We start from the raw sequence: 25250 nt of genomic DNA on the forward strand, positions 1-25250 counted from the left end.
TTAGCGGCGAAATTCCGTGATCCATTTCACGCATGAGCCGATGGAGCTCGTCGCAATCTGACGCGTTTCGTCACTCTGTCGGCCAGGGCAGACCCTTTGCAGTACAATCGCTCCCTTTGTTCATTCCGGGCCCAACCAAGCCGATGATCGACCCACGACGCGTACTACGCGCCCTCGCCGAACACTGGGTGCTGCTCGAACCGCTGTGCGAGCGCTTCGACGCCGGCACCCTGAGCCTGGTGGAGCTGCGCAACCAGCTCACCAGCCAGCTGCCCGACAGCACCCCGGTGGACATCACCGCCCTGCTCGACCAGTGGGTGCGCCTGGACATCCTCGTCCCGGTGGCCAAGAGCCCCAACCGCTTCGAGCTGAACGCGCAGATCCACGACTTCCTCGCCTACCTGCGCCAGGAACACCGCCTGGGCCTGTGCCTGGAGATCGAAGCCTACCTGCGCCATCTGGAGCGCCTGGCCGGCTATATCCGCGATGCCTTCGAGGTGCGCGACGGCAACGACCTGGCCCGCCAACTGCGCCTGCTCGACATGCGCGTGCGCGACGTGCTGAAGAAGCTGGCCAACGACGAACAGGCACTGGTCGCCGTGGCCGAACGGGCGAAGACCCAGGACCGGCAGATTCCGCTGCGCCAGCGCTACGCGGAAGTCCTGGCGACCTGGGACGAATACGTCGAACCGATGATCCAGCTGGTCTCCGCCGACGGCGCCTTCGAACAAGGCGTGCGCCGCGTGGAACAGGTGCTGCTGCGCCTGCTCGGCGAACAGGCACGCCTCGGCCAACTGGTGGACGACGACCAGCTGCTGCGCACCCACGCGCGCATCCTGGAAATGCAGACCACCGCCCAACTCACCCTGCGCCGCGCCCGCGAACTGCTGCTGCCGCTGCGTGAGGAAGCCCGTCGGCACAACGCGATCACCCGCGGTGCCGCCCTGGCACTGTCGGTCATCCGCCGCAAGGGCATCGACGCCGTGCCCCAGGCCGCCATGCCGATGTTCACCCGGCCGCAGAGCAACTTCCTGGGCACCGCGTCCCAGGTCGAAAGCTACGTCTTCGCGCTGGCCAACTTCCAGCCAAAGCCGGCGCATTTCCCCAAGGCCAGCGGCAATCGCAAGAGCGACGGCCCGCAGCGCTCGCCGCGCACCGCGCGGGAAATGCTCGACCGCTGCCAGGCCGCGCTGCCGCTGCCGGACCTGATGCAGTGGCTGCTGGAGCAGGAGCCCGAAGGCGCCACCGACGAGCTGCTCTACTGGTTCTCGCGCCTCTCCCGCGATGCCCGCTTCCAGCGCGACCGCCTCGAGCGGGCCCAATACGACACTCTCCAGCACAGCGTCAGCCTGTGCTCCTTCGCCCTGATCGCCAGCCCCGCCGCTGGCAAGGACAGCAAGAGCGAATCGCATGCAGATTAATCTCACCGAAATGACCCAGCTCGCGCCGATCTTCCGCGAGCTGTTCAAGGGCTTCCACATCAGCCGCCGCGACCCGGAGCTGTACAGCCAGTTGTCCAACCAGCAGGACGCCTACCGCGCGCTGTTCCGCAGCCTGGGCTACGAGCTGGTCTGCGATACCCGCGGCTTCTACTACTTCGTCCCCGAGCAGGTCGGCGCCCAGGTGAACAAGACCGCCCAGCGCCTGGCGCTGTTCACCTTCATCCTCGTCGAGCACCTGGCCGACCAGGGCCGCGACCCGCTGGCCGTCCTCGATGGCGGCAGCATCGGCCGCGACGAACTGCCGCCGCTGCTGGAGAAATACCGCGACCTGTTCCTGCAGGCCGAGGTGACCACCCAGGAAGAACTGGAAGAGAAGGTCATGCGCCGCCTCACCCAGCTCGGCTTCGCCGCCGAGGACAACGGCGTGTACCGCTTCCTGCCGCCGATCCACCGCTTCCTCGACGTCTGCCTGTCGGTCCAGCAGGACCGCGACCTGGCCAGCAACCTGCACGCCAGCGAAATGCAGTTCACCACTCCCGCGCTGATGGACGAGGACGACGAGCCGGTGGTGATCCTGGAGTCCTACGCCGACGAGCCGGCTGACGACGAAGCCATCGTCACCCTTGAAGCACCTGCTGCCGTGATCGTGGAAGAAGAGAGCGAAGAAGACGCCCTCGCCCGCGCCATCGCCGAAGAACAAGCCGACATGGAGGCCCAGGCATGACCCAGGAACGCTACGGCATCCGCCGCTTCGCCCTGCTCAACACCGCCGGCTACAGCCTCGGCATCTTCCCACTGGAACAGCCGCTGTCGGTGTACGGCGCGAACAACCTCGGCAAGTCGGCGTCGATCAACGCGCTGCAGTTCCCGATCCTCGCGCGCATGTCCGACATGAGCTTCGGCAAGTACAGCCTGGAAGCCTCGCGCAAGTTCTACTTCGCCACCGACACCAGCTACATCCTCATCGAGCTGGACCTGCCCCACGGCCGTCACGTCATTGGTTGTGGTGGTCGCGGCCCGGGCGGCGGCTTCGGCCACCAGTTCTTCGCCTACCAGGGCGAGCTGGACCTGGAGCACTACCAGAAGAACGGCACCTGCCTGCGCCTGCGCGAGCTGTACGCGAACCTCGAGCGCGAGGGCATCAAGTCCTATGAGTTGAAGCCGGACGAACTGCGTCGCCTGCTGGTCGGCGGCCACACCTCGATCCCGCTGGACCTGACCCTGATCCCGCTGCGCTCCACCAGTGAACAGAGCCTGAAGACCTTCCGCTCGCTGTTCATCAACCTGCTGCACATGCGCGAGATCACCGCGGCCAAGCTCAAGCAGCTGTTCCTCGATGCCTTCGAGCACAGTCTGCGTTCGGGCAGCGTCGATTACATCGCCGCCTGCGAGGAAGCCTTCCGCGACGTGCGCCGTATGGAAGGCGACTACCAGGCCCTGGTCGCCGCCGGCCCGCTGGTCGAGGCCCTGGCCAACGGCGTGGCGCAGCGCGAAATCCTGCGCGGCAAGATGCACCGCCTCTCGCCGCTGCTGGATAACCTGCTGGGCACGTGGGAAGACTATTCCGGCGCGCGCAAGGAAGAGCTGGTCATCCAGGCCGAGCACTATCGCCGCGAGCAGGACGGCCTGCAGAACGAACAGCGCGGCAGCACCGCCGAGCTGATGCGCCTGGAGCGCGAGATCAGCGAGATCCAGCGCTGGATGGGCGAACTGGCCGTGCTGAAGAATCGCTTCGCGCTGGTCGAGGATGCCAAGGTGCTGGAGCAGCAGTTGCTCGCCGCCAAGGACGCCCACGACGAACTAGCCGGCGCCCTGGCGCACTCCCGGCAGTTCTCCAGCGAAGACCTGGAAGAGCGCATGCGTGACCTGGAGAAGCGCCTGAAGGGCGTTCGCCAGCAGCTCGAACACGCCGACAACAACAGCTACGCACGCCTGCGCGAGGAGTTCTCCCAGCAGGACGTGGAGCGCCTGATGCGCCTGTTCAACGGCGCGCTGTTCAGCCTGCCGCTGGGCGAGAAAGGCGTGAACCTGGACGAGGACGGCCAGTGGGTCGGCAGCGTCGAGAAGATCCTCGACGCCTTCAAGGGCGAGCGCTTCGAGGTGCCCGGCCTCTCCATCGACCTTTCCACCATCGAGCCGCCGGCGCTGCAGGCCCTGGCCGACCGCGCCGCCCTGCGCGACCAGAAGGAGCGCCTGGAGAAGGAGCTCAAGCAGCTCAAGACCCAGCAGGCCGTGGCCGCCGACCGCAACGCCAGCAAGGCGCAGGCGGACAAGCTGTACCAGGACGTGCTCGATGCGCAAAAGGCGCTGGAAGACTTCCGCCGCAGCCAGACCCTGAACGCCGAAGAGCCGGCCAAGCTGGAACAGCTCGCCCAACTGGAAGCCACCCAGGACGAACTCAAGCGCTCCGCCGACGCCTTCACCGAACGCGTCCAGCAGCTCTCCGCCAAGCTGCAACTGATCGGCCGCCAGTTGGCCGACCTGGAAGCCAAGCAGCGCACCCTCGACGACGCCCTGCGCCGCCGCCAGTTGCTGCCGGCCGACCTGCCCTTCGGCACGCCGTTCATGGACCCGGTAGACGACTCCATGGATAACCTGCTGCCGTTGCTCAACGACTATCAGGACACCTGGCAGTCGCTGCAGCGCGTGGACGGCCAGATCGAAGCGCTGTACGCCCAGGTACGCCTGAAGGGCGTGGCCAAGTTCGACAGCGAGGATGATCCGGAACGTCGCCTGCAACTGCTGATCAACGCCTACGCGCACCGCACCGACGAAGCTCTCACCCTGGCCAAGGCGCGCCGTGCGGCGGTCACCGACATCGCCCGTACCCTGCGCAACATCCGCAGCGACTACGACAACCTGGAGCACCAGTTGGCGCTGTTCAACCGCGAGATCAACAAGCGCCAGGTGTCGAACCTGCAGAGCTTCCGCATCGTGCTCGCGCCGAACAAGGACGCGCTCAAGCACATCGACCAGATCATCCACAGCGCTGGCCAGTACGAGGAAGGCGAGAACCTCTCCGTCTTCGACCTGACCCAAAGCGCCGAGCAGGATGCGAAGAACGAGGAAGCCAAGGACTACCTGTCGCGCCTGGTGGCGGCGAACAACAACCAGCTGGGCCTGAAGGACCTGTTCGAGCTGGCGTTCGAGATCACCAAGATGGGCGGCCAGCCGATCATGCACACCGACATCGACGGCGCGGCATCCAACGGCACCACTATGACCATCAAGGCGCTGACCAACATGTACCTGTTGCTGCACCTGATGGACCGCGAACAGGCCGGCCGCGTGCGTCTGCCGTACTACCTCGACGAAGCGGCGGACATCGACGAACGCAACCAATCGGCGCTGCTGGAGACTAGTCTGCAGCTGGGCTTCGTGCCGATCCTCGCGAGCGTGAAGCCGCAGGTCTCGGCCCAGGTAGCCATCGACCTGGAAGGCGGCAGCGGCCCCAACGGCATCTACATCGACGAGGCGGACTGGAAGTTCATCCGTCGCCGGGATACCGAGAAGGCAGCGCACAACGACGTGGAGGCCAGCGCCGAGCCGGCGTGACCCTCCCCGCGTTAAAGCAAAAGCCCCGCAATGCGGGGCTTTTGCTTTCTGGGCTCCGCGCGGAACTGCTCTTGTAGGAGCGAGCTTGCTCGCGAATCGCATAACACCGAAGTCCAGTTCGTAGGATAGGTGGAGCTTGCGATACCCATGCTGCCCCTGATCGACAATGCTGATGGGTATCGCTTCGCTCCACGCCACCCTACAAGCGTTGCTCCTACCCTGCGAACAACCGTGAAATGAAAAAGGGCCGCATTCGCGGCCCTTTTTCTCTACTGCTGAAACTCAGTTCGCCTTGCCCAGCGGGATCTTCGGCGCCCAGTCCAGCCACTCCTCGTTGGACTCGTCGAACAGCGCGAAGGTCTGTCCCGGCTTGGCCGGCGAGCCCATGTCGGCGTTGTTCGGGGTGGCGAAGGCGACGCCGCCGGCGAGGATGGTCTCGAAGGATTCGGTACGCACCTTCACCCCCTTGAACAGGCCCGCGTCCACACCGACACCGCTGGTGTTCCAGAAGCGGCTGCCGGTACGCACCAGCGGTGCATAGCGCGGCTCGATCAGGATGTGGATCAGTACACGGTCGGCGGTCTCACCCAGTTCGAAGGAGGTCACCTTGCCCACCTGCACCTCGCGGTAGGTCACCGGCACCCCCACCTTCAGCGAGCCGCGACGGGGTGCGCTGAGGGTCAGGCGGAGGCCATCGCCCTCCAGCAGACGGTTCGGCTGGCTGGCCAGCACGCTGAAGGCGGTCTGTGCCTGGCCCGCTTTGTCGGCCGGCAGCACTTCGATGTACTGGCCGCTGACAATAGTGCCCAGGTTGGACACCCCGTTAAGCCCGACCTCCGGTCCGACCACCCAGAAGCGGGTGCCCTGGCGAGCGATGCGGTCTTCCGCACGAGTCAGGCGCGCCTTCATGACCACGCCGCTCAGGTCCTTGCTCAGCTCGACCTGCTCGACGCGCCCTACTTCCAGGCCCTTGTAGCGCAGTACGGTGCCTTCCTTCAGGCCGTCGGCGGTATCGGCGCGCAGCTCGATCATCCGCCCCTTGGCATGGGCCACTTCCTCGCTGTCGAACAGCGCGAAGCGACGCACCTTGGTCACCGGCGGCGCCTTGGGGTCTGGGGTATCGAAGGAGATGCCGCCGGCAATCAGGGTTTGCAGCGACTCGCTTTTCAGCTTGATCCCATCGAGTCCACCACTGACCGTCACCCCGCTGACGTTCCAGAAACGCGTCGAGGTGTTCACCAACTTGGCGTACTCCGGCTCAATATGGGCGCCGATGACTATCCGTGACGGATCACGGCGAGACAGCTGGTAGCTCTGCACGCTACCCACCTTCATCTGCCGATAGAGGATCGGCGTGCCCACTTCCAACGAGCCCAGCTTGTCGGTCGTCAGCACCAGGTGCAGGCCCGGAGAGTCCAGGTTCAGCGGCGGTGCCTTGGGACGGATGACGAAATCGCGGGTCGGCTCGCCGGTCTTGGCGAAGCGCACGCTGATGTAGTTGCCCTTCACCAGCGCTTCCAGGCCGGTGATACCCGCCAGGGAAATGCTCGGCTTGACCAGCCAGAACTCGGTGTCGCTATTGAGGAAGTCTTCGGTGCGCGGGTCCATGGACAGCGACGCGGTGGCGCCGTTGAAATCCTGGTCCATGTCGATGCTCTTCACGGTACCGACCTGCACGCCGTTGTACATCACCGGCGTGCTGCCGGCGTTGAGGCCGCTGACATCGGTGACCTTGAGCTTGACCCCCAGGCCCGCCTGGGCGGCATCGTAGTCTTCGTAGAGGCGGAAGGGTTTGGTCGAATCCGTCGGCGGGCTGTCCGGGTAGTTATCCGGCGTGGCAAAGGCGATACCGCCTGCGGCGATGGAGGCCAGCGACTCAGTACGCAGCTTGAGACCACTCAGGTCGCCGGACAGGGTGATGCCGCTGGCGTTCCAGAAGCGCGTATGTTTGCGCACGAGGTTGGCATAGGCCGGCTCGATGTGAATCTTCACCTCGATGGTCTTCTGGTCTTCCGCCAGGTGATAGCTTTTCACCTGCCCCACCTGAATCTGCCGGTAATAGATCGGGCTGCCCTGCTCCAGTGAGCCCAACCGATCGGCCTTCAGTGTCAGGTGCAGACCGGGCAGGCTGTCGGACAGCGGCGGCGGCTCCTTCAGTGCGGTGAACTCCTTCTGCTGTTCGCCTTTCACCGGGTCGATGGCGATGTAGTTACCCGACACCAGGGTTTCCAGGCCAGTGACCCCGGCCAGCGACACGCGCGGCTTCACCAGCCAGAAGCGGGTTTCCTTGCTCAGGTATTCGCCCGCTTCCTTGCGCATCTCGACGGACGCGGTAACCCCCAGGTCAGGCTTGTTCACGTGCAGGTCGACGACCTTGCCGACGCCTATGCCCTTGAAGATCACTTCGGTCTTGTTGATCTGGATTCCATCGCCGCTTTCAAAGCGGATATCGATCATGATCCCTGCCTGGTCGTAGGCCCTCCAGGCCAGCCAAGCGCCGATCGCCAGGGCGATCAGCGGCAGGATCCAGATTGCCGACCAGTTGGAGGTCTTGCGCATCTTCGGGGTGGGAAGATCACTCATTGTCGTTTTCCGCGTCCGTGTTATCCCAGATCAACCGGGGATCGAAGGTCACTGCTGCCAACATGGTCAGTACCACCACGCTGGCGAAGGCGGCCGCACCGAGGTCTGCCTCGATAGTGGCCAGATTGCCGAAATTCACCAGAGCCACCAGGATCGCGATGACGAAGATATCGAGCATCGACCAGCGCCCGATCCACTCGATGAAGCGGTACATCATGATCCGCTGCCTGGCTGACATGGGTTGGTGACGCTGCACCGAATACAGCAGCAGGGTGATGCCGACCAGCTTGAAGGTGGGAACCAGGATACTGGCAACGAAGACCACCGCGGCAATCGGCACCATATCCGCGTTGATCAGCTCGATCACCCCTTCCATGATGGTCGCGGGCATGCCATTGCCCAGGAAATTGACCGTCATGATCGGCAGGAGGTTGGCCGGGATATAGAGGACGGCAGCCGTGATCAGCAGCGCCCAGGTCCGCGCCAGGCTGTTCGGCTTACGTTCGTGCACCACCGAACCGCAGCGGCTGCAGGTGGTTTCGTCGTCCTCGACGCGCCGATTGAGCTGGTGGCACTCGCCGCAGATCAGCACACCGGCATCAATGGCTCGCATCGTCGAACTCCCCGGACAACTCGCCCCAGACCTGGTGATGTGGCATGGTCACCTCAAGCCACACCTGGGTGAACAACAAGGCCACGAAGCAGGCCAGCCCCAATCCGATATGCAACTCGGCCATGCCGATCAGCTTCACGATCGACACCAGGATGCCCATCAGGTAAACCTCGAGCATCCCCCATTCGCGCAGGTGCTGGTATCCACGCAACAGCAACATGCCCTGCTCGCGCATCGTCTTGAAACGCAGGGTCAGCAGTACGAACAACTGGCAGAGCAACTTGGCCAGCGGGATGACCATGCTGCAGAGGAACACCAGGACGGCGACGCCCTTCATGCTCGACCCATAAAGACCCTGCACCCCGCTCCAGACCGTATCGGTACTGGTCTGGCCGAGGATGGTGATATGCATGATCGGCATGAAGTTGGCCGGTATGTAGAGCAGCAACGCCGTCAGCACCAACGCCAATGCGCGTCGCACCATGTGAGGCCGGTGTATTTCCAGCTCGTAGCCGCATCGAGGGCAAACCGACTTCTGCCCTAGCGGCACAGCCACGCGCCGCATCAACAGATCGCATTCATGGCAAGCGGTCAGTTGATCCAACGGCAGGTGCTGTAGCGCGTCACCTTGGATTTCGGACATGAAAAAACTCAGAGAAAAGTTGACGCTATTGTAGACGAGACCAAGCGCCCGACGCTGCGAAGCATAAGCATCGAGTCTTTGCGAATTTTTTGTGAGGAAACAGGGACCGAGGCATCACACCGTGCTTCCTGGCGCTACTCGACAACGCCCCAGCAGTCAGGCAGACAATCTGCCCAGAGATAGAAAGCCATCCTATCCACAGGCCAGTTCGTTGGCTACAGAGTTCACGAACAGCGCCCCAGGCAGGGCATTGCACCCGCAGGAGCGGACTCCGTCCGCGATGGCCGCCGTCTCAGCGCGCACTACGGGTTCGGGGTGGGGTGGAGGGCTGCACCCAGCCCAACTTTCCCGCGCGCAAAAGCAAAGCCCCCGGCCAGCTTTCGCTAACCAGGGGCTTTGGGATAGGCGCTTGACGATGACCTACTCTCACATGGGGAAACCCCACACTACCATCGGCGATGCGTCGTTTCACTGCTGAGTTCGGGATGGGATCAGGTGGTTCCAACGCTCTATGGTCGTCAAGCAATTCTTTAGGACGCTCGTGGCATTCGCACACGCTCATCCAGATTCGGGTATGTGACAGTCTTTGCGGTTCACACGAACTTTCGGTTCGTCGACTTCACCATCGAACACACAAATTGTTTGGGTGTTATATGGTCAAGCCTCACGGGCAATTAGTATCGGTTAGCTCAACGCCTCACAGCGCTTACACACCCGACCTATCAACGTCGTAGTCTTCGACGGCCCTTCAGGGGAATCAAGTTCCCAGTGAGATCTCATCTTGAGGCTAGTTTCCCGCTTAGATGCTTTCAGCGGTTATCTATTCCGAACATAGCTACCCGGCAATGCCACTGGCGTGACAACCGGAACACCAGAGGTTCGTCCACTCCGGTCCTCTCGTACTAGGAGCAGCCCCTCTCAAATCTCAAACGTCCACGGCAGATAGGGACCGAACTGTCTCACGACGTTCTAAACCCAGCTCGCGTACCACTTTAAATGGCGAACAGCCATACCCTTGGGACCGGCTTCAGCCCCAGGATGTGATGAGCCGACATCGAGGTGCCAAACACCGCCGTCGATATGAACTCTTGGGCGGTATCAGCCTGTTATCCCCGGAGTACCTTTTATCCGTTGAGCGATGGCCCTTCCATACAGAACCACCGGATCACTAAGACCTACTTTCGTACCTGCTCGACGTGTCTGTCTCGCAGTCAAGCGCGCTTTTGCCTTTATACTCTGCGACCGATTTCCGACCGGTCTGAGCGCACCTTCGTACTCCTCCGTTACTCTTTAGGAGGAGACCGCCCCAGTCAAACTGCCCACCATACACTGTCCTCGATCCGGATGACGGACCAGAGTTAGAACCTCAAGCATGCCAGGGTGGTATTTCAAGGTTGGCTCCACGCAGACTGGCGTCCACGCTTCAAAGCCTCCCACCTATCCTACACAAGCAGGCTCAAAGTCCAGTGCAAAGCTACAGTAAAGGTTCACGGGGTCTTTCCGTCTAGCCGCGGATACACTGCATCTTCACAGCGATTTCAATTTCACTGAGTCTCGGGTGGAGACAGCGCCGCCATCGTTACGCCATTCGTGCAGGTCGGAACTTACCCGACAAGGAATTTCGCTACCTTAGGACCGTTATAGTTACGGCCGCCGTTTACCGGGGCTTCGATCAAGAGCTTCGCTTTCGCTAACCCCATCAATTAACCTTCCGGCACCGGGCAGGCGTCACACCCTATACGTCCACTTTCGTGTTTGCAGAGTGCTGTGTTTTTAATAAACAGTCGCAGCGGCCTGGTATCTTCGACCGACATGGGCTTACGCAGTAAATGCTTCACCCTCATCGGCGCACCTTCTCCCGAAGTTACGGTGCCATTTTGCCTAGTTCCTTCACCCGAGTTCTCTCAAGCGCCTTGGTATTCTCTACCCGACCACCTGTGTCGGTTTGGGGTACGGTTCCTAGTTACCTGAAGCTTAGAAGCTTTTCCTGGAAGCATGGCATCAACCACTTCATCATCTAAAAGACGACTCGTCATCAGCTCTCGGCCTTGAACACCCGGATTTGCCTAAGTGTTCGGCCTACCACCTTAAACTTGGACAACCAACGCCAAGCTGGCCTAGCCTTCTCCGTCCCTCCATCGCAGTAACTAGAAGTACAGGAATATTAACCTGTTTCCCATCGACTACGCTCTTCAGCCTCGCCTTAGGGACCGACTAACCCTGCGTCGATTAACGTTGCGCAGGAACCCTTGGTCTTTCGGCGTGGATGTTTTTCACACCCATTGTCGTTACTCATGTCAGCATTCGCACTTCTGATACCTCCAGCAAGCTTCTCAACTCACCTTCACAGGCTTACAGAACGCTCCTCTACCGCGCATCTTGCGATGCACCCGTAGCTTCGGTGTGTGGTTTGAGCCCCGTTACATCTTCCGCGCAGGCCGACTCGACTAGTGAGCTATTACGCTTTCTTTAAAGGGTGGCTGCTTCTAAGCCAACCTCCTAGCTGTCTAAGCCTTCCCACATCGTTTACCACTTAACCACAACTTTGGGACCTTAGCTGACGGTCTGGGTTGTTTCCCTTTTCACGACGGACGTTAGCACCCGCCGTGTGTCTCCCACGCTGACACTTCCAGGTATTCGGAGTTTGCATCGGTTTGGTAAGTCGGGATGACCCCCTAGCCGAAACAGTGCTCTACCCCCTGGAGTGATACGTGAGGCGCTACCTAAATAGCTTTCGAGGAGAACCAGCTATCTCCGAGCTTGATTAGCCTTTCACTCCGATCCACAAGTCATCCCCTACCTTTTCAACGGGAGTGGGTTCGGTCCTCCAGTCAGTGTTACCTAACCTTCAACCTGCTCATGGATAGATCGCCCGGTTTCGGGTCTATACCCAGCGACTAAATCGCCCTATTAAGACTCGCTTTCGCTACGCCTTCCCTATACGGTTAAGCTCGCCACTGAATATAAGTCGCTGACCCATTATACAAAAGGTACGCAGTCACCTAACAAAGTAGGCTCCCACTGCTTGTACGCATACGGTTTCAGGTTCTATTTCACTCCCCTCTCCGGGGTTCTTTTCGCCTTTCCCTCACGGTACTGGTTCACTATCGGTCAGTCAGTAGTATTTAGCCTTGGAGGATGGTCCCCCCATATTCAGACAAAGTTTCTCGTGCTCCGTCCTACTCGATTTCACTTCAAAGAACCTTTCACATACGGGGCTATCACCCACTATGGCCGCACTTTCCAGAGCGTTCTGTTAGATTCAAAGAAGCTTAAGGGCTAGTCCCCGTTCGCTCGCCACTACTAAGGGAATCTCGGTTGATTTCTTTTCCTCAGGGTACTTAGATGTTTCAGTTCCCCTGGTTCGCCTCTTGCACCTATGGATTCAGTACAAGATACCTAGGTTATCCTAGGTGGGTTCCCCCATTCAGAGATCTCCGGATCAAAGTCTGTTTGCCGACTCCCCGAAGCTTATCGCAGGCTACCACGTCTTTCATCGCCTCTGACTGCCAAGGCATCCACCGTATGCGCTTCTTCACTTGACCATATAACCCCAAGCAATCTGGTTACAGTCTCGAACGTGAAGACGACATTCGCCGAAAATTCGCGCTTGAACTCGCAAATTTTACCTTGACTTGAATAATCACCAGTGAAAGAGATTATTCAGTCTACTTCTATCACATACCCAAATTTTTAAAGAACAGTTCTGGCACAAAGACCAGACAGCAAGGTTCGTTACACCGAACATTCCTGTCTGAGCTTTCGACGATTTAGAGATGGTGGAGCCAAGGAGGATCGAACTCCTGACCTCCTGCGTGCAAAGCAGGCGCTCTCCCAGCTGAGCTATGGCCCCATCGGATCAGCAGCACACCACAACAATTGGTGGGTCTGGGCAGATTCGAACTGCCGACCTCACCCTTATCAGGGGTGCGCTCTAACCAACTGAGCTACAGACCCAATCGTCTAACCAGTGAATCAAGCAATTCGTGTGGGAGCTTATGAAGAAGCTGCGATCTTCGATTAAGGAGGTGATCCAGCCGCAGGTTCCCCTACGGCTACCTTGTTACGACTTCACCCCAGTCATGAATCACTCCGTGGTAACCGTCCCCCTTGCGGTTAGACTAGCTACTTCTGGAGCAACCCACTCCCATGGTGTGACGGGCGGTGTGTACAAGGCCCGGGAACGTATTCACCGTGACATTCTGATTCACGATTACTAGCGATTCCGACTTCACGCAGTCGAGTTGCAGACTGCGATCCGGACTACGATCGGTTTTGTGGGATTAGCTCCACCTCGCGGCTTGGCAACCCTCTGTACCGACCATTGTAGCACGTGTGTAGCCCTGGCCGTAAGGGCCATGATGACTTGACGTCATCCCCACCTTCCTCCGGTTTGTCACCGGCAGTCTCCTTAGAGTGCCCACCCGAGGTGCTGGTAACTAAGGACAAGGGTTGCGCTCGTTACGGGACTTAACCCAACATCTCACGACACGAGCTGACGACAGCCATGCAGCACCTGTGTTCCGATTCCCGAAGGCACCCTCGCATCTCTGCAAGGTTCCGGACATGTCAAGGCCAGGTAAGGTTCTTCGCGTTGCTTCGAATTAAACCACATGCTCCACCGCTTGTGCGGGCCCCCGTCAATTCATTTGAGTTTTAACCTTGCGGCCGTACTCCCCAGGCGGTCGACTTATCGCGTTAGCTGCGCCACTAAAATCTCAAGGATTCCAACGGCTAGTCGACATCGTTTACGGCGTGGACTACCAGGGTATCTAATCCTGTTTGCTCCCCACGCTTTCGCACCTCAGTGTCAGTATCAGTCCAGGTGGTCGCCTTCGCCACTGGTGTTCCTTCCTATATCTACGCATTTCACCGCTACACAGGAAATTCCACCACCCTCTACCGTACTCTAGTCAGGCAGTTATGGATGCAGTTCCCAGGTTGAGCCCGGGGATTTCACATCCATCTTACCAAACCACCTACGCGCGCTTTACGCCCAGTAATTCCGATTAACGCTTGCACCCTTCGTATTACCGCGGCTGCTGGCACGAAGTTAGCCGGTGCTTATTCTGTTGGTAACGTCAAAACAGCAAGGTATTAACTTACTGCCCTTCCTCCCAACTTAAAGTGCTTTACAATCCGAAGACCTTCTTCACACACGCGGCATGGCTGGATCAGGCTTTCGCCCATTGTCCAATATTCCCCACTGCTGCCTCCCGTAGGAGTCTGGACCGTGTCTCAGTTCCAGTGTGACTGATCATCCTCTCAGACCAGTTACGGATCGTCGCCTTGGTAGGCCTTTACCCCACCAACTAGCTAATCCGACCTAGGCTCATCTGATAGCGCAAGGCCCGAAGGTCCCCTGCTTTCTCCCGTAGGACGTATGCGGTATTAGCGTTCCTTTCGAAACGTTGTCCCCCACTACCAGGCAGATTCCTAGGCATTACTCACCCGTCCGCCGCTGAATCATGGAGCAAGCTCCACTCATCCGCTCGACTTGCATGTGTTAGGCCTGCCGCCAGCGTTCAATCTGAGCCATGATCAAACTCTTCAGTTCAATACTGCTTGGGTTTTGCGAAAACCCTAAACTTGGCTCAGCAATCGCATGCTCAATTTAATGAGCTAAAACTCTCGAATTCACGAGTGTTACTTGCGTTGCTGATAATCAATCGATCATCAGTCTTACATCACAAGCACCCACACGAATTGCTTGATTCGACTTGTTAAAGAGCAGTTGGTTAAGGCTTTCGTCTCAACCGAGGCGCGCATTTTACAGCAGCGTCTCATCTTGTCAAGCGTTGTTTTCGAAAATTTTCTTTTCTACTCAACCGCTTGCGCTCCGGAGAAGGAAGCCTTCTCACCAGCGGGAGGCGCATTCTACAGCGATCAAACTCACTGTCAAGCACCTCGATGATCTTCTTTTCGACTCACTGCCGGAGCAGCGAATGAAGAGTGGCAAGTGATTCACCTGCCGGACCACCACTCTCAGCTTCGAATCTTTGTAAGTGCTTGATTTTCAAGCTCTTTCAGCGCTTCGTCGCTGGGAGTGGTGCGCATTATAGGGACTTAAAAAGCCCCGTCAACACATTTCTGTAAGAATTTTCAGCTGGGCACGAATCGACTGCGTAACAAGGGCAATTGACGCGCCACTGGCGGCAACCGCAAAAGCATCAGGAAACACCCGATAGCCGCATATATGGCCCAGCGCTCCAGATCCGAACGCACGACCCACAGCATATGCAACAACCCCATGGCGAGGATGACATATATCAGGCGATGCAGTTTCTTCCAGCCAGTCCCCAACCTGCGCATGCTGTAACGGTTGGAGGTGATCGCCATGGCCAGCAAGCCCAGGAAGGCGGTGGCGCCGACGAAGATATAAGGACGCTTGCGTAGTTCGACGCCCAACTGCGCCCAGTCCAGCCCGAGGATGAAGACGGCATAGGCACTCAGGTGCAGCACTATATAGGTGAAGCACCACAAGCCCAGTTGCCGGCGCACCTGTATCCAGCCAGTCCAGCGAGTGAGCTTCTGCAGCGGCGTCATCGCCAAGGTGATCAACAGCAGGATCAATCCGCCCTGCCCCAGCCGGTCGACCAGAGCCTTTCCCGGGTCCGGCCCAAGGGCGAAGATCCACGCCTGGTACAGCCAATAGAGCGGCGGCAACAAGGCAGCGATGAACACACCGCCACGCCACAATGGATTGCGCATCAGTATTCCTTCCTCAGGTCCATGCCCGCATAGAGCGAGGCCACCTCATCGGCATAGCCGTTGAACATGAGAGTGGGACGAACATTGGGGCTGAATAGTCCGCTGGGCAGGCGACGCTCATGCGCCTGACTCCAGCGGGGGTGGTCGACAGTCGGATTGACGTTGGCATAGAAGCCATACTCGTCGGGCGCGAGGCTCTGCCAGGTGGTCTTCGGCTGCTCCTCGACGAAGCTGATGCGCACGATGGACTTGGCACCCTTGAAGCCGTATTTCCACGGCACGATCAACCGCAACGGCGCACCGTTCTGGTTAGCCAGCACCCGGCCATACATGCCGACCGCGAGAATGGCCAGGGGATGCATGGCCTCGTCCATGCGCAGCCCCTCGACGTAGGGCCAATCGATCAGAGCAAAGTTGGACTGCACACCGGGCATGTCCTGGCGGTCCACCAGCGTCTCGAAGCGCACGAACTTGGCTTTGCCGGTCGGCTCAACCCGCTTGATCAACTCGGAGATCGGGAAGCCGATCCAGGGAATGACCATCGACCAGGCTTCGACGCAGCGCAATCTATAGATGCGCTCTTCCAGCTGATACGGCTTGATGAAGTCTTCCAGGGCGTATTTGCCGGGCTTGTTCACCTCGCCGTCGATCACCACCGACCAGGGTTCGGTTTTCAGCGCTCCGGCATTGGCAGCAGGATCGCCTTTATCCGGGCCGAACTCATAGAAGTTGTTGTAGTTCGTCGCGTCCTTGAAAGGCGTGATCGCCTCATTCTTCACCGTGACGGCATCCCAGTGCGTGGCGGCGAACTTCTCGCTCAGCCAGGCGGGAGACTGCACTGCTTCGACATCGGCGTAACGCCCTCCCTCGGCAAAGCTCAAACGAGGCAATCCGGACAGCGCGGCAGCCGCTATCGCACCAGACATGAACTGGCGACGGGAGAAGTAGAGGGATTCAGGTGTGACTTCCGATTCGTGGCAATCGGAACGGCGGGAAGACTTGATCAGCATGGCGGGCTCCGCAACGACTGGCTGTATGCGCCAGTAGACTGCGGAGCCCGCTGGAAATTACACGGCAGGCGGCTGCTTGCGACGGCGCAACTGAAGCAAGTATTGCACCGGGCCGGAGGCGGCGTATGCAAGGAACAGCAGCAACAGGATGCGCGGCGGGTCGGTGAAGACCACGGCGAACGCCAGCACCACGACCAGGATCGCCACGAACGGCACGCGGCCGCGCAGGTCGAGGTCCTTGAAGCTGTAGTACTTGATGTTGCTGACCATCAGCATACCGGCCGCGGCGACCATCAGCGCAACCAGCAGGGACACCTTGGCGCCCTGAACGTCGAAGTCGGCGAAGGCCCATACGGTACCAGCGACCAGAGCCGCGGCAGCCGGGCTGGCCAGACCGATGAAGTAGCGCTTGTCGGCCTTGCCCACCTGGGTGTTGAAGCGCGCCAGACGCAGCGCGGCGCCAGCCACATAGATGAAGGCGACCATCCAGCCAACCTTGCCCAGGCTGCTCAGCGCCCATTCGAACGCCACCAGTGCCGGCGCTACGCCGAAGGCGACCATGTCGGACAGCGAGTCGTACTCGGCGCCGAAGGCGCTTTGGGTGTTGGTCAGGCGCGCAACACGACCGTCGAGACCGTCGAGTACCATGGCGACGAAGATGGCAATGGCGGCATTTGAGAAATCGCCGCTCATGGCGTTGATGATGGCGTACAGGCCGGTGAACAGCGCCGCGGTGGTGAACAAGTTCGGCAGCAGGTAAATGCCGCGATGGCGGACCTTGCGGCCTTCGGCGTCGTGACCCTCTTCGATGTGCTCATCGATGGGCAACAGACTTTCTTCGGTGTCGGAAGCCTTGTTCGGCTCCTCGTGACCTTCACTCATGGACGATTCCTTGAGAACTCGTTGAGGCTGAGATTCGCCGGGGCACGCTACTGCGCTGACTTGCCCGGCGCCCCCGCTTTATACCAGAACACCGCCCCAGAACGAAAAAACGCGGCAAGCGCCGCGTTTCTTCGTTTGTCGAAAAGACCTTAGTTCTTGGTCTTGTCGACGATCTTGTTGGCAGCGATCCACGGCATCATGGCGCGCAGCTTCTCGCCAACAACTTCGATGCCGTGGGCAGCGTTGTTGCGACGGTAGGCGGTCATCGACGGGTAGTTGGTGGCGCCTTCGGAGATGAACATCTTGGCGTATTCGCCGTTCTGGATGCGCTTCAGGGCATTGCGCATGGCAGCACGGGATTCGGCGTTGATCACTTCCGGACCCGTCACGTACTCGCCGTATTCGGCGTTGTTGGAGATCGAGTAGTTCATGTTGGCGATGCCGCCTTCGAACATGAGGTCAACGATCAGCTTCAGTTCGTGCAGGCACTCGAAGTAGGCCATTTCCGGAGCGTAACCGGCTTCGACCAGGGTTTCGAAACCAGCTTTGACCAGCTCGACGCAACCGCCGCACAGAACGGCCTGCTCGCCGAACAGGTCGGTTTCGGTCTCGTCCTTGAAGGTGGTTTCGATGATGCCGGTACGGCCGCCGCCAACGCCGCAGGCGTAGGACAGGGCGACGTTCTTGGCATTGCCCGAAGCGTCCTGGTAGATGGCGATCAGGTCAGGGATGCCGCCGCCCTTGACGAACTCGGAGCGAACGGTGTGGCCCGGGGCCTTCGGCGCGATCATGATCACGTCGAGGTCAGCGCGCGGAACGACCTGGTTGTAGTGAATGGAGAAGCCGTGAGCGAAGGCCAGGGTAGCGCCCTTCTTCAGGTTCGGCTCGATCTCGTCCTTGTACAGGCGGCCCTGGAACTCGTCCGGGGTCAGGATCATGACCAGGTCAGCAGCGGCAACGGCTTCGGCCACTTCAGCGACTTTCAGGCCGTGGTTCTGAGCCTTGGCAACGGAGGAAGAACCCGCACGCAGGCCGACGGTAACGTCGACGCCGGAATCTTTCAGGTTGCAGGCGTGGGCGTGGCCCTGGGAACCGTAACCGATGATGGCAACTTTCTTGCCCTGGATGATGGAGAGGTCACAGTCTTTATCGTAGAAAACGCGCATTTGGGAATTCCCCTGTCAGTTGGCCTCGTGGGCCGTATTTCAAATCAGATGCTGAGAGTCTTGTCGCCACGGGCAATGCCGGTGACGCCACTGCGGACGACTTCGAGGATCGACGCGGTGCCGATGGCCTGGATGAAGCTGTCCAGCTTGTCGCTGGTGCCGGCCAGCTGCACGGTGTACACGCTGCTGGTGACGTCGACGATCTGCCCGCGGAAGATGTCGGTGGTGCGCTTGACCTCGGCGCGCTGGGCGCCGGTAGCCTTCACTTTCACCAGCATCAGTTCGCGCTCGATGTGTGCGCTCTCCGAGAGATTCACCAGTTTTACCACCTCGATGAGCTTGTTGAGGTTCTTGGTGATCTGCTCGATGACCTCATCCTGACCAGCGGTGGTCAGGGTCAGGCGCGACAGCGTCGGGTCCTCGGTGGGGGCGACCGTCAGGCTTTCGATGTTGTAGTTGCGCTGGGAGAACAGGCCGACGACGCGGGAGAGCGCGCCGGGTTCGTTTTCCAGCAGCAGGGAAATGATGTGTCGCATGATCAGGTACGCTCCGTCTTGCTCAGCCACATGTCGCGCATCGCACCGCCGCGGATCTGCATCGGGTAGACGTGCTCGCTGGTATCAACCTGGATGTCGAGGAAGACCAGGCGATTCTTCATCGCGAAGGCTTCTTCCATCTTCGGCTTCAGGTCCTTCAGGTCGGTGATGCGCATGCCAACGTGGCCATACGCCTCAGCCAGCTTGACGAAGTCCGGCAGCGATTCCATGTAGGAGTGCGAGTAACGGCTGTTGTACTGCATGTCCTGCCATTGGCGGACCATGCCCAGCGCACCGTTGTTCAGGTTGATAATCTTCACCGGCAGGTCGTACTGCAGGCAGGTGGACAGCTCCTGGATGTTCATCTGGATGCTGCCTTCACCGGTCACGCAGGCGACGTCGGCGTCAGGGAAGTTCAGCTTCACGCCCATGGCGGCCGGGAAGCCGAAGCCCATGGTGCCCAGGCCGCCGGAGTTGATCCAGCGATTAGGCTTGTTGAAGCGGTAGTACTGGGCCGCGAACATCTGGTGCTGGCCCACGTCGGACGCCACGTAGGCATCGCCATGGGTGACTTCGCAGAGGGTCTCGATCACGGTCTGCGGCTTGATGATGCTGCCGTCGCCCATGTTGTACGGGAACAGGCCGCGGGTACCGCGCCACTCTTCGATCTGCTTCCACCAGGCAGCCTGGGCTTCCTTGTTCGGGGTCTCGCCGATTTCCTTGAGGATCGCGACCATTTCGGTCAGGACGCTGTCCACCGGGCCGACAATCGGGATGTCGGCCTTGACGGTCTTGGAGATCGAAGCCGGGTCGATGTCGACGTGGATGATCTTGGCGTTCGGGCAGAACTTGGCAGCGGTCTCGCCATTGATCACGCGGTCGTCGAAGCGCGCGCCGACGGCGAAGATCACGTCAGCGTGGTGCATCGCGAGGTTCGCAGTGTAGCTGCCGTGCATGCCGAGCATGCCGACGAACTGGCGATCGGTACCCGGATAGCCGCCCAGGCCCATCAGGGTGTTGGTCACCGGCACATTGAGCATGCGCGCCACTTCGGTCAGCGGCTCGGCGGCATTACCCATGATCACGCCACCACCGGAATAGATGATCGGGCGCTTGGCGGCCAGCAGCATCTCGGCGGCCTTGCGGATCTGGCCGGAGTGACCACGGACCGCAGGGCTGTAGGAGCGCAGCTTGACCTTCTTCGGGTAGTTGTATTCGAACTTCTGGGTCGGATCGCCCATGTCCTTCGGAATATCGATCACCACCGGGCCGGGACGGCCGGACTGGGCGATGTAGAAGGCCTTCTTGATGACCTCCGGAATTTCCGACGGGTGCTTGATGATGAAGCTGTGCTTCACGATCGGACGGGAAATACCGACCATGTCGGTTTCCTGGAACGCGTCGGTACCGACCATGTTGCTCGACACCTGGCCGGAGATCACCACCATCGGGATGGAGTCCATGTAGGCGGTGGCGATGCCGGTGACGGCGTTGGTCGCGCCGGGACCGGAGGTCACCAGCACCACGCCGGGCTTGCCGGTGGCACGCGCATAGCCGTCGGCCATGTGAGTGGCGGCCTGCTCGTGGCGAACCAGGATGTGGGTTACTTCGTTCTCTTTGAAGAGAGCGTCGTAGATATGCAGAAGGGCACCGCCCGGGTACCCGTAGATGTACTTAACGCCTTCGTCACGCAGCGAGCGGACGACCATTTCAGCGCCGGATAAAAGTTCCACGTTGTCACCTCTAGAACGCTATATACGGAAACCCCCAACGTGGGGGACCGACTTGGATGGCTGCCCGGCAGACATGGGCGAATGTAATCGCCGGCTACGTCGACTGCCGATTGAGCAGAACCTGGAGACACTCCTGTTTGTGTTACGGAGAGCCTCCACCCAGCGCGAGGTAACGCGAAACAGGGTGAAACTTTGCGGCGCGGGTAGCACCTCTTGTCTGCCGAGTAAAACCAGCTTGCGGCCGGCCCACTGCAGCGAACCTTGGATTCTTCTGAAACGAAGCGGGCAAGTCAAGCCATATATAGTTTTTGGATGAAGCCGGGATGTGAACTTCTCCGGATGAATAAGCTGGCGTTTTGGTTATAGTTATCGACAGACTCCGCACCCCAAGGATCGACAACTCATGCGACGGACGATTTTCATGGGCAGCCTGCTGCTCGCTCTGGCCCCGACCGTGATGGCCGCGCAGGTCTATAAATGGGTCGACGCCCAGGGGGTCACGCACTTCGGTGCGCAGCCGCCGGAAGGCACCAAGGCCTCGGCCGTCAACACCAACACTGCCCCGCCCAAGTCGAACTTCCCGCTGCCCCCACCCAAGCCGGTGGCAACTCCCCCCGTGGATGAAAAGCAGAAAGCCGTGGATGACAAGGTGAAGCAGGACGTCGCCCAGCAGGAAGCCGCGCGCGCGCAGAATTGCAGCCAGGCGCGGGAGAATGTGGCTCAACTGAAGAACAATCCACGCGTCCGCGTGAAGGAAGAGAACGGCGAGTACCGCCGCATCACCGAAGAAGAACGGCAGGCGCGCATCGTAGAGAACGAAAAGGCCGTCCAGGAAAACTGCAATTGAGGCCGTGCGGGAGCGCTCAGCGCCCCGCAGTGATCAGCCGGTCGAACTCGCCGAGCGCTTCCAGGAGCCGCAGCACGCGAGCCCCCTCAGTGGCGTAGGCCTCCTCGGCAATCTCGCGGATGCCGGAGGCAGCAGGCAGATCAGCCCCACTCTCGACGATCTGCTTCATCCGCGGCAGGAAGATCCACTGCAGCCACTCCTCCAGCGCCAGCGTATCCACGCAGAACGGCTCGTGACTGGAGAGCCGCTCGGGCGACGGAGTCTCACTTCCCCACAGGCCGATGCCACGCATCTCCTGCTCGATCAGCAGCAGCTGATCCGCTATGGCTGGCAGTCGACCATCCATCACAGGGTTACCTTGGCTTTCTGCCGGGCTTCGGCGGCGCCGGCGGCGTCACCCTGCCGCTCACGACACTTGGCGATCAGATCCCACAGGCTGGCTTGCAGGGTCGGGCGACCTCCGGCCAGCGTCAGGCCACGGCGCGCGACCTGCTCGGCCTGCGCGGCATCGCCCTGGGCCAGGCGAACCTGGGCCAGCTTGTAGAGCACCTGCGGCTCGCGCGGAGCGATGCGCTGGGCGCGCTCCAGGCTGGCGGCGGCGCCATTGAGATCACCACCGCCCTGCTGTTGCGAGGCGGTAGTCAGCAGCGCCAGTACCGGGCCATCGAGCTGCTCGTCAGCAGCCAGGCCCGTGTTGCTCGACGGAATGCCCGACGGCGCCTTGTAGGCACCGCCCTGGTTGTAGGTGCTGCCCTGGTTGGACGGTGCCGCGGGCGGGGTCTGGTACGCCGGCTGCTGGTAGGTCTGCGACTGGAAGCCACCGTTGGAGGTGATGCCACCGCTGGTGGAGATCGGCTGCTGCGAATAGGGTGCGCTGGTATTGCCCGGCGCGGTCGTCATCGGCGAAGTGCTGATCGGCGCCGCGCCAGTCTGTGCCGGGAAGGTCTGGATCGGTGCGGCACCCGCATCCTTCGGGATCATCACGGTAACGCCGGAGTCACCCTGGGGAATGCTCTGGCCGGCGCTGGCGGAAACCGGCGCCTTATAGTTGCCACCGCTGCGTCCCACGCGCTCCGAGTTGGAAACGGAGGTACCGGAGTCCTGCACCGGGATCGCCCCGTGCTGCGGGGTCGCACAACCGGACAGAAGCGCCAGAGTCGCCGACGCCGCAAACCAAGCTTTTCTCACTTCCAAACCTCTCGCATCAATTCAGCCAGCCACGCACCCAGTCCATGACTTCGTTGGCCGGCGCCTGGATTCCGCAACCGGCGCCAGCGGCCGGTTCGCTTCCTCGAATATAAGGCATCTGCACCGCGCCGGGGCAGTTGGCATCGGTGCCCTGCCCGGTGTGCGGATCGACCCAGGCCTGCACCACATTATCCGGCATCGGCATGTCCAGCGGCAGCGGATCGGCCTTGCGCATGAAGCTGGTCCAGATCTGCAGTGCACCGGTGGCGCCGGTCAGCGGCGTCTTGCCGTTGTCGTCGCGGCCGATCCAGACCACCGCCAGCAGGTCCTGGCCGAAACCGGAGAACCAGCTGTCGCGGGAATCGTTGGTAGTGCCAGTCTTGCCGGCCAGGGTCAGCGAGGACGGCAGCTGGTTGTAGACCGAGCGCGCGGTGCCCTCGCGCATCACGCGCTGCATGGCGTTCTGCACCAGATAGATGGCGCCCGGATCGAAGCGCTGCTGGACCTGGAACGGATAGCGCTTGAGCGGTTGACCATCGGACGCCAGCACACTGCGAATGCTCCGCAGCGGCGTGTTGAAGCCGCCGCTGGCGATGGTCTGGTACATGGTCGCCACCTGCATCGGGCTCAGCGCACCGGCGCCCAGCAACATCGATGGGAAGGCCGGCCAGTCCGTCGTGACGCCCAGACGCTCCAGAGTCTTCAGCACGTTCGGCACGCCCAGGTCCAGGCCGAGCTTGGCCGTGGACAGGTTCAGCGAGTTGGCCAGCCCCTGGTAGAGGAAGATGGTGCCGCGCGCCTGGTGGTCATAGTTCTGCGGCTTCCAGACCTGCCCATCCTTGCCCTTCACCTGGAACGGCTCGTCCTGGATGTAGCTGGTCAGGGTGTACTGGCTCGGCTGCTCCAGCGCGGTCAGGTAGACCGCCGGCTTGACCAGCGAACCGATCGGCCGCTTCGCGTCGATGGCACGGTTGAAGCCGGCGAAGCGCGGATCGCGGCTGCCAATCAGCGCCTGGATCTCACCGGTCTCCGGGTTGGTCACGACCATCGCGGTTTCGGTCTCGGCAACACCCTTGCGCCCGTCGAGGCGCTTGAAGGTCTCGCTGACGGCGGACTCGGCCTTCATCTGCAGGATGGGGTCGAAGCTGGTGAAGATGCGCAGACCTTCTTCGGTCAGGTCTTCATCCCGGTAGTCTTCGCGCAGCTGACGCTTCACCAGGTCGAGGAAGGCCGGGTAGGAGCTGTTGGCCATGCTGCCCTGACGGGTCACGCCCAACGGCGCCTGCTTGGCGGTGGCGGCCTCTTCGGGAGTGATGACACCCTGCTCGGCGAGCACGTCGAGCACCACGTTGCGGCGCTCCAGCGCGCGCTCCGGATTGCGGCGCGGGTTGTAATAGGAGGGCCCCTTCACCATGCCGACCAGCAGCGCGACCTGCGGCAGTTTCAACTCCGACAGCGGCTGACTGAAGAAGTACTGGCTGGCGAGACCGAAGCCATTCACCGAGCGCTGGCCGTCTTGGCCGAGGAACACCTCGTTCAGGTAGCTCTCGAGGATTTCGCGCTTGTCGTAATGCAGCTCCAGCAGCACCGCCATCATGGCTTCGGTAAGCTTGCGCGACAGGCTGCGTTCGTTGGTCAGGAAGAAGTTCTTCACCAACTGCTGGGTCAGGGTGCTGCCGCCCTGGCGCAGCTGGCCGGCGCTGGCGTTGACCCAGACGGCACGGGCGATCGACTTGATCGAAACCCCGTGATGAGTCCAGAAGTCGCGGTCTTCCACCGCCACCAAGGTGTCGATCAGGTACGGCGGCACCTGATCGAGCTTGATCAGGATGCGGTCTTCGTTGTGTGCCGGGTAGAGGCCACCGATCAACAGCGGCTCCATGCGCGCCACCGCGAGGTCGGCGCCATTGGCGGCGCTCAACCCGGTGATGGAGTTGCCGGAGAAGCGCACGCGAATCCGCTGGGCGGGCTCGGCGCCTTCATAGAACTGGAAGCCGCGGGTGTTGAGCTCGACCGAATTGCCGGAGACCGAGGCAGCGCCCGGACCGTTCACCGCGTTTTCGCGGCGATAGCCCAGCGCATCCAGCTCGCGCAGGAAGTCGTCCTTGCCCAGTTTCAGGCCGACGAACAGTTCCAGCGGACGGGCATACACCTTGGCCGGAATGGTCCAGCGCTTGCCGGAGAATTTCTCCTGGACAACCGCATCGAGATACACGGCAAAACCGGCGAGCAGCACAATGCCGACCAGACCGAGCTTGAGAGCCCAGCCCAGCCACTTGCGCATGGCAGGCGACGATTTGCCGCTTTTTTTACGGGATTTGGAAGATCGGGGACGCGTCAT

The 25250-nt window shown here is 60.8% G+C and carries 16 protein-coding genes, 2 tRNA genes and 3 rRNA genes; 4 read left to right on the forward strand and 17 right to left on the reverse strand.

The genetic code is table 11. The features are described 5' to 3' along the window. The first annotated feature begins 143 nt into the window (after positions 1–143). The 3 genes from mksB to mksF are packed head-to-tail and all read left to right on the forward strand — an operon-like array spanning position 144 to position 4997. Positions 144–1421 carry an Mks condensin complex protein MksB gene (mksB, locus tag O6P39_RS22750; protein ID WP_275608667.1) on the forward strand — a complete coding sequence of 426 codons (1278 nt, stop codon included), beginning with the start codon at positions 144–146 and terminating at the stop codon, positions 1419–1421. Continuing rightward, on the forward strand, positions 1411–2166 hold the full coding sequence (gene mksE, locus O6P39_RS22755) for an Mks condensin complex protein MksE (protein ID WP_275608668.1): 756 nt from the start codon (positions 1411–1413) through the stop codon (positions 2164–2166). Before mksB ends, mksE begins: the two co-directional genes overlap by 11 nt. Next, positions 2163–4997, forward strand: a complete 2835-nt coding sequence (gene mksF / locus O6P39_RS22760) for an Mks condensin complex protein MksF (protein ID WP_275608669.1) — start codon at positions 2163–2165, stop codon at positions 4995–4997. Before mksE ends, mksF begins: the two co-directional genes overlap by 4 nt. 282 nt (positions 4998–5279) lie before the next feature. Here the strand turns inward: mksF and O6P39_RS22765 are convergent, their stop codons facing one another. From O6P39_RS22765 to O6P39_RS22830, 14 genes are all read right to left on the reverse strand, one after another. Further along, positions 5280–7580, reverse strand: a complete 2301-nt coding sequence (locus O6P39_RS22765; RefSeq protein ID WP_275608670.1) for an MlaD family protein — start codon at positions 7578–7580, stop codon at positions 5280–5282. Continuing rightward, entirely contained in the window at positions 7573–8193 is a 621-nt protein-coding gene (locus O6P39_RS22770; RefSeq protein WP_275608671.1) for a paraquat-inducible protein A, read from the reverse strand. The genes O6P39_RS22765 and O6P39_RS22770 overlap by 8 nt, the downstream gene beginning before the upstream one ends. Further along, entirely contained in the window at positions 8180–8836 is a 657-nt protein-coding gene (locus O6P39_RS22775; RefSeq protein ID WP_275608672.1) for a paraquat-inducible protein A, read from the reverse strand. Before O6P39_RS22775 ends, O6P39_RS22770 begins: the two co-directional genes overlap by 14 nt. A 407-nt stretch (positions 8837–9243) precedes the next feature. Next, a 5S ribosomal RNA gene (rrf, locus tag O6P39_RS22780) occupies positions 9244–9359 on the reverse strand. Between the two features lie 130 nt (positions 9360–9489). Continuing rightward, a 23S ribosomal RNA gene (locus O6P39_RS22785) occupies positions 9490–12381 on the reverse strand. 232 nt (positions 12382–12613) lie between these two features. Next, a tRNA-Ala gene (locus O6P39_RS22790) sits at positions 12614–12689 on the reverse strand. A gap of 27 nt (positions 12690–12716) precedes the next feature. Then, positions 12717–12793, reverse strand: a tRNA-Ile gene (locus O6P39_RS22795). Positions 12794–12857: 64 nt separating this feature from the next. Beyond that, positions 12858–14393: ribosomal RNA gene (locus O6P39_RS22800) — 16S ribosomal RNA — on the reverse strand. The 16S, 23S and 5S rRNA genes sit together here with 2 tRNA genes alongside, the layout of an rRNA operon. A gap of 545 nt (positions 14394–14938) precedes the next feature. Further along, a complete protein-coding gene (msrQ, locus tag O6P39_RS22805) occupies positions 14939–15547 on the reverse strand; it encodes a protein-methionine-sulfoxide reductase heme-binding subunit MsrQ (RefSeq protein ID WP_275608673.1) in 609 nt (202 codons plus the stop codon). Beyond that, positions 15547–16557 (reverse strand): protein-methionine-sulfoxide reductase catalytic subunit MsrP, encoded by a 1011-nt coding sequence (gene msrP, locus O6P39_RS22810; protein WP_275608674.1) that lies wholly within the window; start codon positions 16555–16557, stop codon positions 15547–15549. The genes msrQ and msrP overlap by 1 nt, the downstream gene beginning before the upstream one ends. Before the next feature lie 57 nt (positions 16558–16614). Next, on the reverse strand, positions 16615–17439 hold the full coding sequence (gene pssA, locus O6P39_RS22815; RefSeq protein WP_015478888.1) for a CDP-diacylglycerol--serine O-phosphatidyltransferase: 825 nt from the start codon (positions 17437–17439) through the stop codon (positions 16615–16617). Positions 17440–17588: 149 nt separating this feature from the next. Beyond that, positions 17589–18605, reverse strand: a complete 1017-nt coding sequence (gene ilvC / locus O6P39_RS22820) for a ketol-acid reductoisomerase (protein WP_275608675.1) — start codon at positions 18603–18605, stop codon at positions 17589–17591. A gap of 44 nt (positions 18606–18649) precedes the next feature. After that, positions 18650–19141 (reverse strand): acetolactate synthase small subunit, encoded by a 492-nt coding sequence (ilvN, locus tag O6P39_RS22825; protein ID WP_017516326.1) that lies wholly within the window; start codon positions 19139–19141, stop codon positions 18650–18652. Positions 19142–19143: 2 nt separating this feature from the next. Then, on the reverse strand, positions 19144–20874 hold the full coding sequence (locus tag O6P39_RS22830; protein WP_275608676.1) for an acetolactate synthase 3 large subunit: 1731 nt from the start codon (positions 20872–20874) through the stop codon (positions 19144–19146). Positions 20875–21277: 403 nt separating this feature from the next. Between O6P39_RS22830 and O6P39_RS22835 the strand changes: the two genes are divergently transcribed. After that, a complete protein-coding gene (locus tag O6P39_RS22835; RefSeq protein WP_275608677.1) occupies positions 21278–21721 on the forward strand; it encodes a DUF4124 domain-containing protein in 444 nt (147 codons plus the stop codon). Between the two features lie 16 nt (positions 21722–21737). On the opposite strand, the gene O6P39_RS22840 is transcribed toward O6P39_RS22835, so the two are convergent. The 3 genes from O6P39_RS22840 to mrcB are packed head-to-tail and all read right to left on the reverse strand — an operon-like array spanning position 21738 to position 25250. Beyond that, positions 21738–22067, reverse strand: coding sequence for a YqcC family protein (locus tag O6P39_RS22840; RefSeq protein ID WP_275608678.1), 330 nt, complete (start codon positions 22065–22067; stop codon positions 21738–21740). Continuing rightward, positions 22067–22909, reverse strand: a complete 843-nt coding sequence (locus O6P39_RS22845) for a tetratricopeptide repeat protein (protein ID WP_275608679.1) — start codon at positions 22907–22909, stop codon at positions 22067–22069. Before O6P39_RS22845 ends, O6P39_RS22840 begins: the two co-directional genes overlap by 1 nt. A gap of 16 nt (positions 22910–22925) precedes the next feature. Beyond that, on the reverse strand, positions 22926–25250 hold the full coding sequence (gene mrcB, locus O6P39_RS22850) for a penicillin-binding protein 1B (protein WP_275608680.1): 2325 nt from the start codon (positions 25248–25250) through the stop codon (positions 22926–22928).

It is taken from the genome of Pseudomonas sp. PSE14 (assembly GCF_029203285.1).
Lineage (GTDB): Bacteria > Pseudomonadota > Gammaproteobacteria > Pseudomonadales > Pseudomonadaceae > Pseudomonas.

Bases quoted from the DNA above. Each gene is read 5' to 3' on its own strand.
- mksB (WP_275608667.1), top strand. From the start codon at position 144: ATGATCGACCCACGACGCGTACTACGCGCCCTCGCCGAACACTGGGTG.
- mksE (WP_275608668.1), top strand. From the start codon at position 1,411: ATGCAGATTAATCTCACCGAAATGACCCAGCTCGCGCCGATCTTCCGC.
- mksF (WP_275608669.1), top strand. From the start codon at position 2,163: ATGACCCAGGAACGCTACGGCATCCGCCGCTTCGCCCTGCTCAACACC.
- O6P39_RS22765 (WP_275608670.1), bottom strand. From the start codon at position 7,580: ATGAGTGATCTTCCCACCCCGAAGATGCGCAAGACCTCCAACTGGTCG.
- O6P39_RS22770 (WP_275608671.1), bottom strand. From the start codon at position 8,193: ATGCGAGCCATTGATGCCGGTGTGCTGATCTGCGGCGAGTGCCACCAG.
- O6P39_RS22775 (WP_275608672.1), bottom strand. From the start codon at position 8,836: ATGTCCGAAATCCAAGGTGACGCGCTACAGCACCTGCCGTTGGATCAA.
- msrQ (WP_275608673.1), bottom strand. From the start codon at position 15,547: ATGCGCAATCCATTGTGGCGTGGCGGTGTGTTCATCGCTGCCTTGTTG.
- msrP (WP_275608674.1), bottom strand. From the start codon at position 16,557: ATGCTGATCAAGTCTTCCCGCCGTTCCGATTGCCACGAATCGGAAGTC.
- pssA (WP_015478888.1), bottom strand. From the start codon at position 17,439: ATGAGTGAAGGTCACGAGGAGCCGAACAAGGCTTCCGACACCGAAGAA.
- ilvC (WP_275608675.1), bottom strand. From the start codon at position 18,605: ATGCGCGTTTTCTACGATAAAGACTGTGACCTCTCCATCATCCAGGGC.
- ilvN (WP_017516326.1), bottom strand. From the start codon at position 19,141: ATGCGACACATCATTTCCCTGCTGCTGGAAAACGAACCCGGCGCGCTC.
- O6P39_RS22835 (WP_275608677.1), top strand. From the start codon at position 21,278: ATGCGACGGACGATTTTCATGGGCAGCCTGCTGCTCGCTCTGGCCCCG.
- O6P39_RS22840 (WP_275608678.1), bottom strand. From the start codon at position 22,067: ATGGATGGTCGACTGCCAGCCATAGCGGATCAGCTGCTGCTGATCGAG.
- mrcB (WP_275608680.1), bottom strand. From the start codon at position 25,250: ATGACGCGTCCCCGATCTTCCAAATCCCGTAAAAAAAGCGGCAAATCG.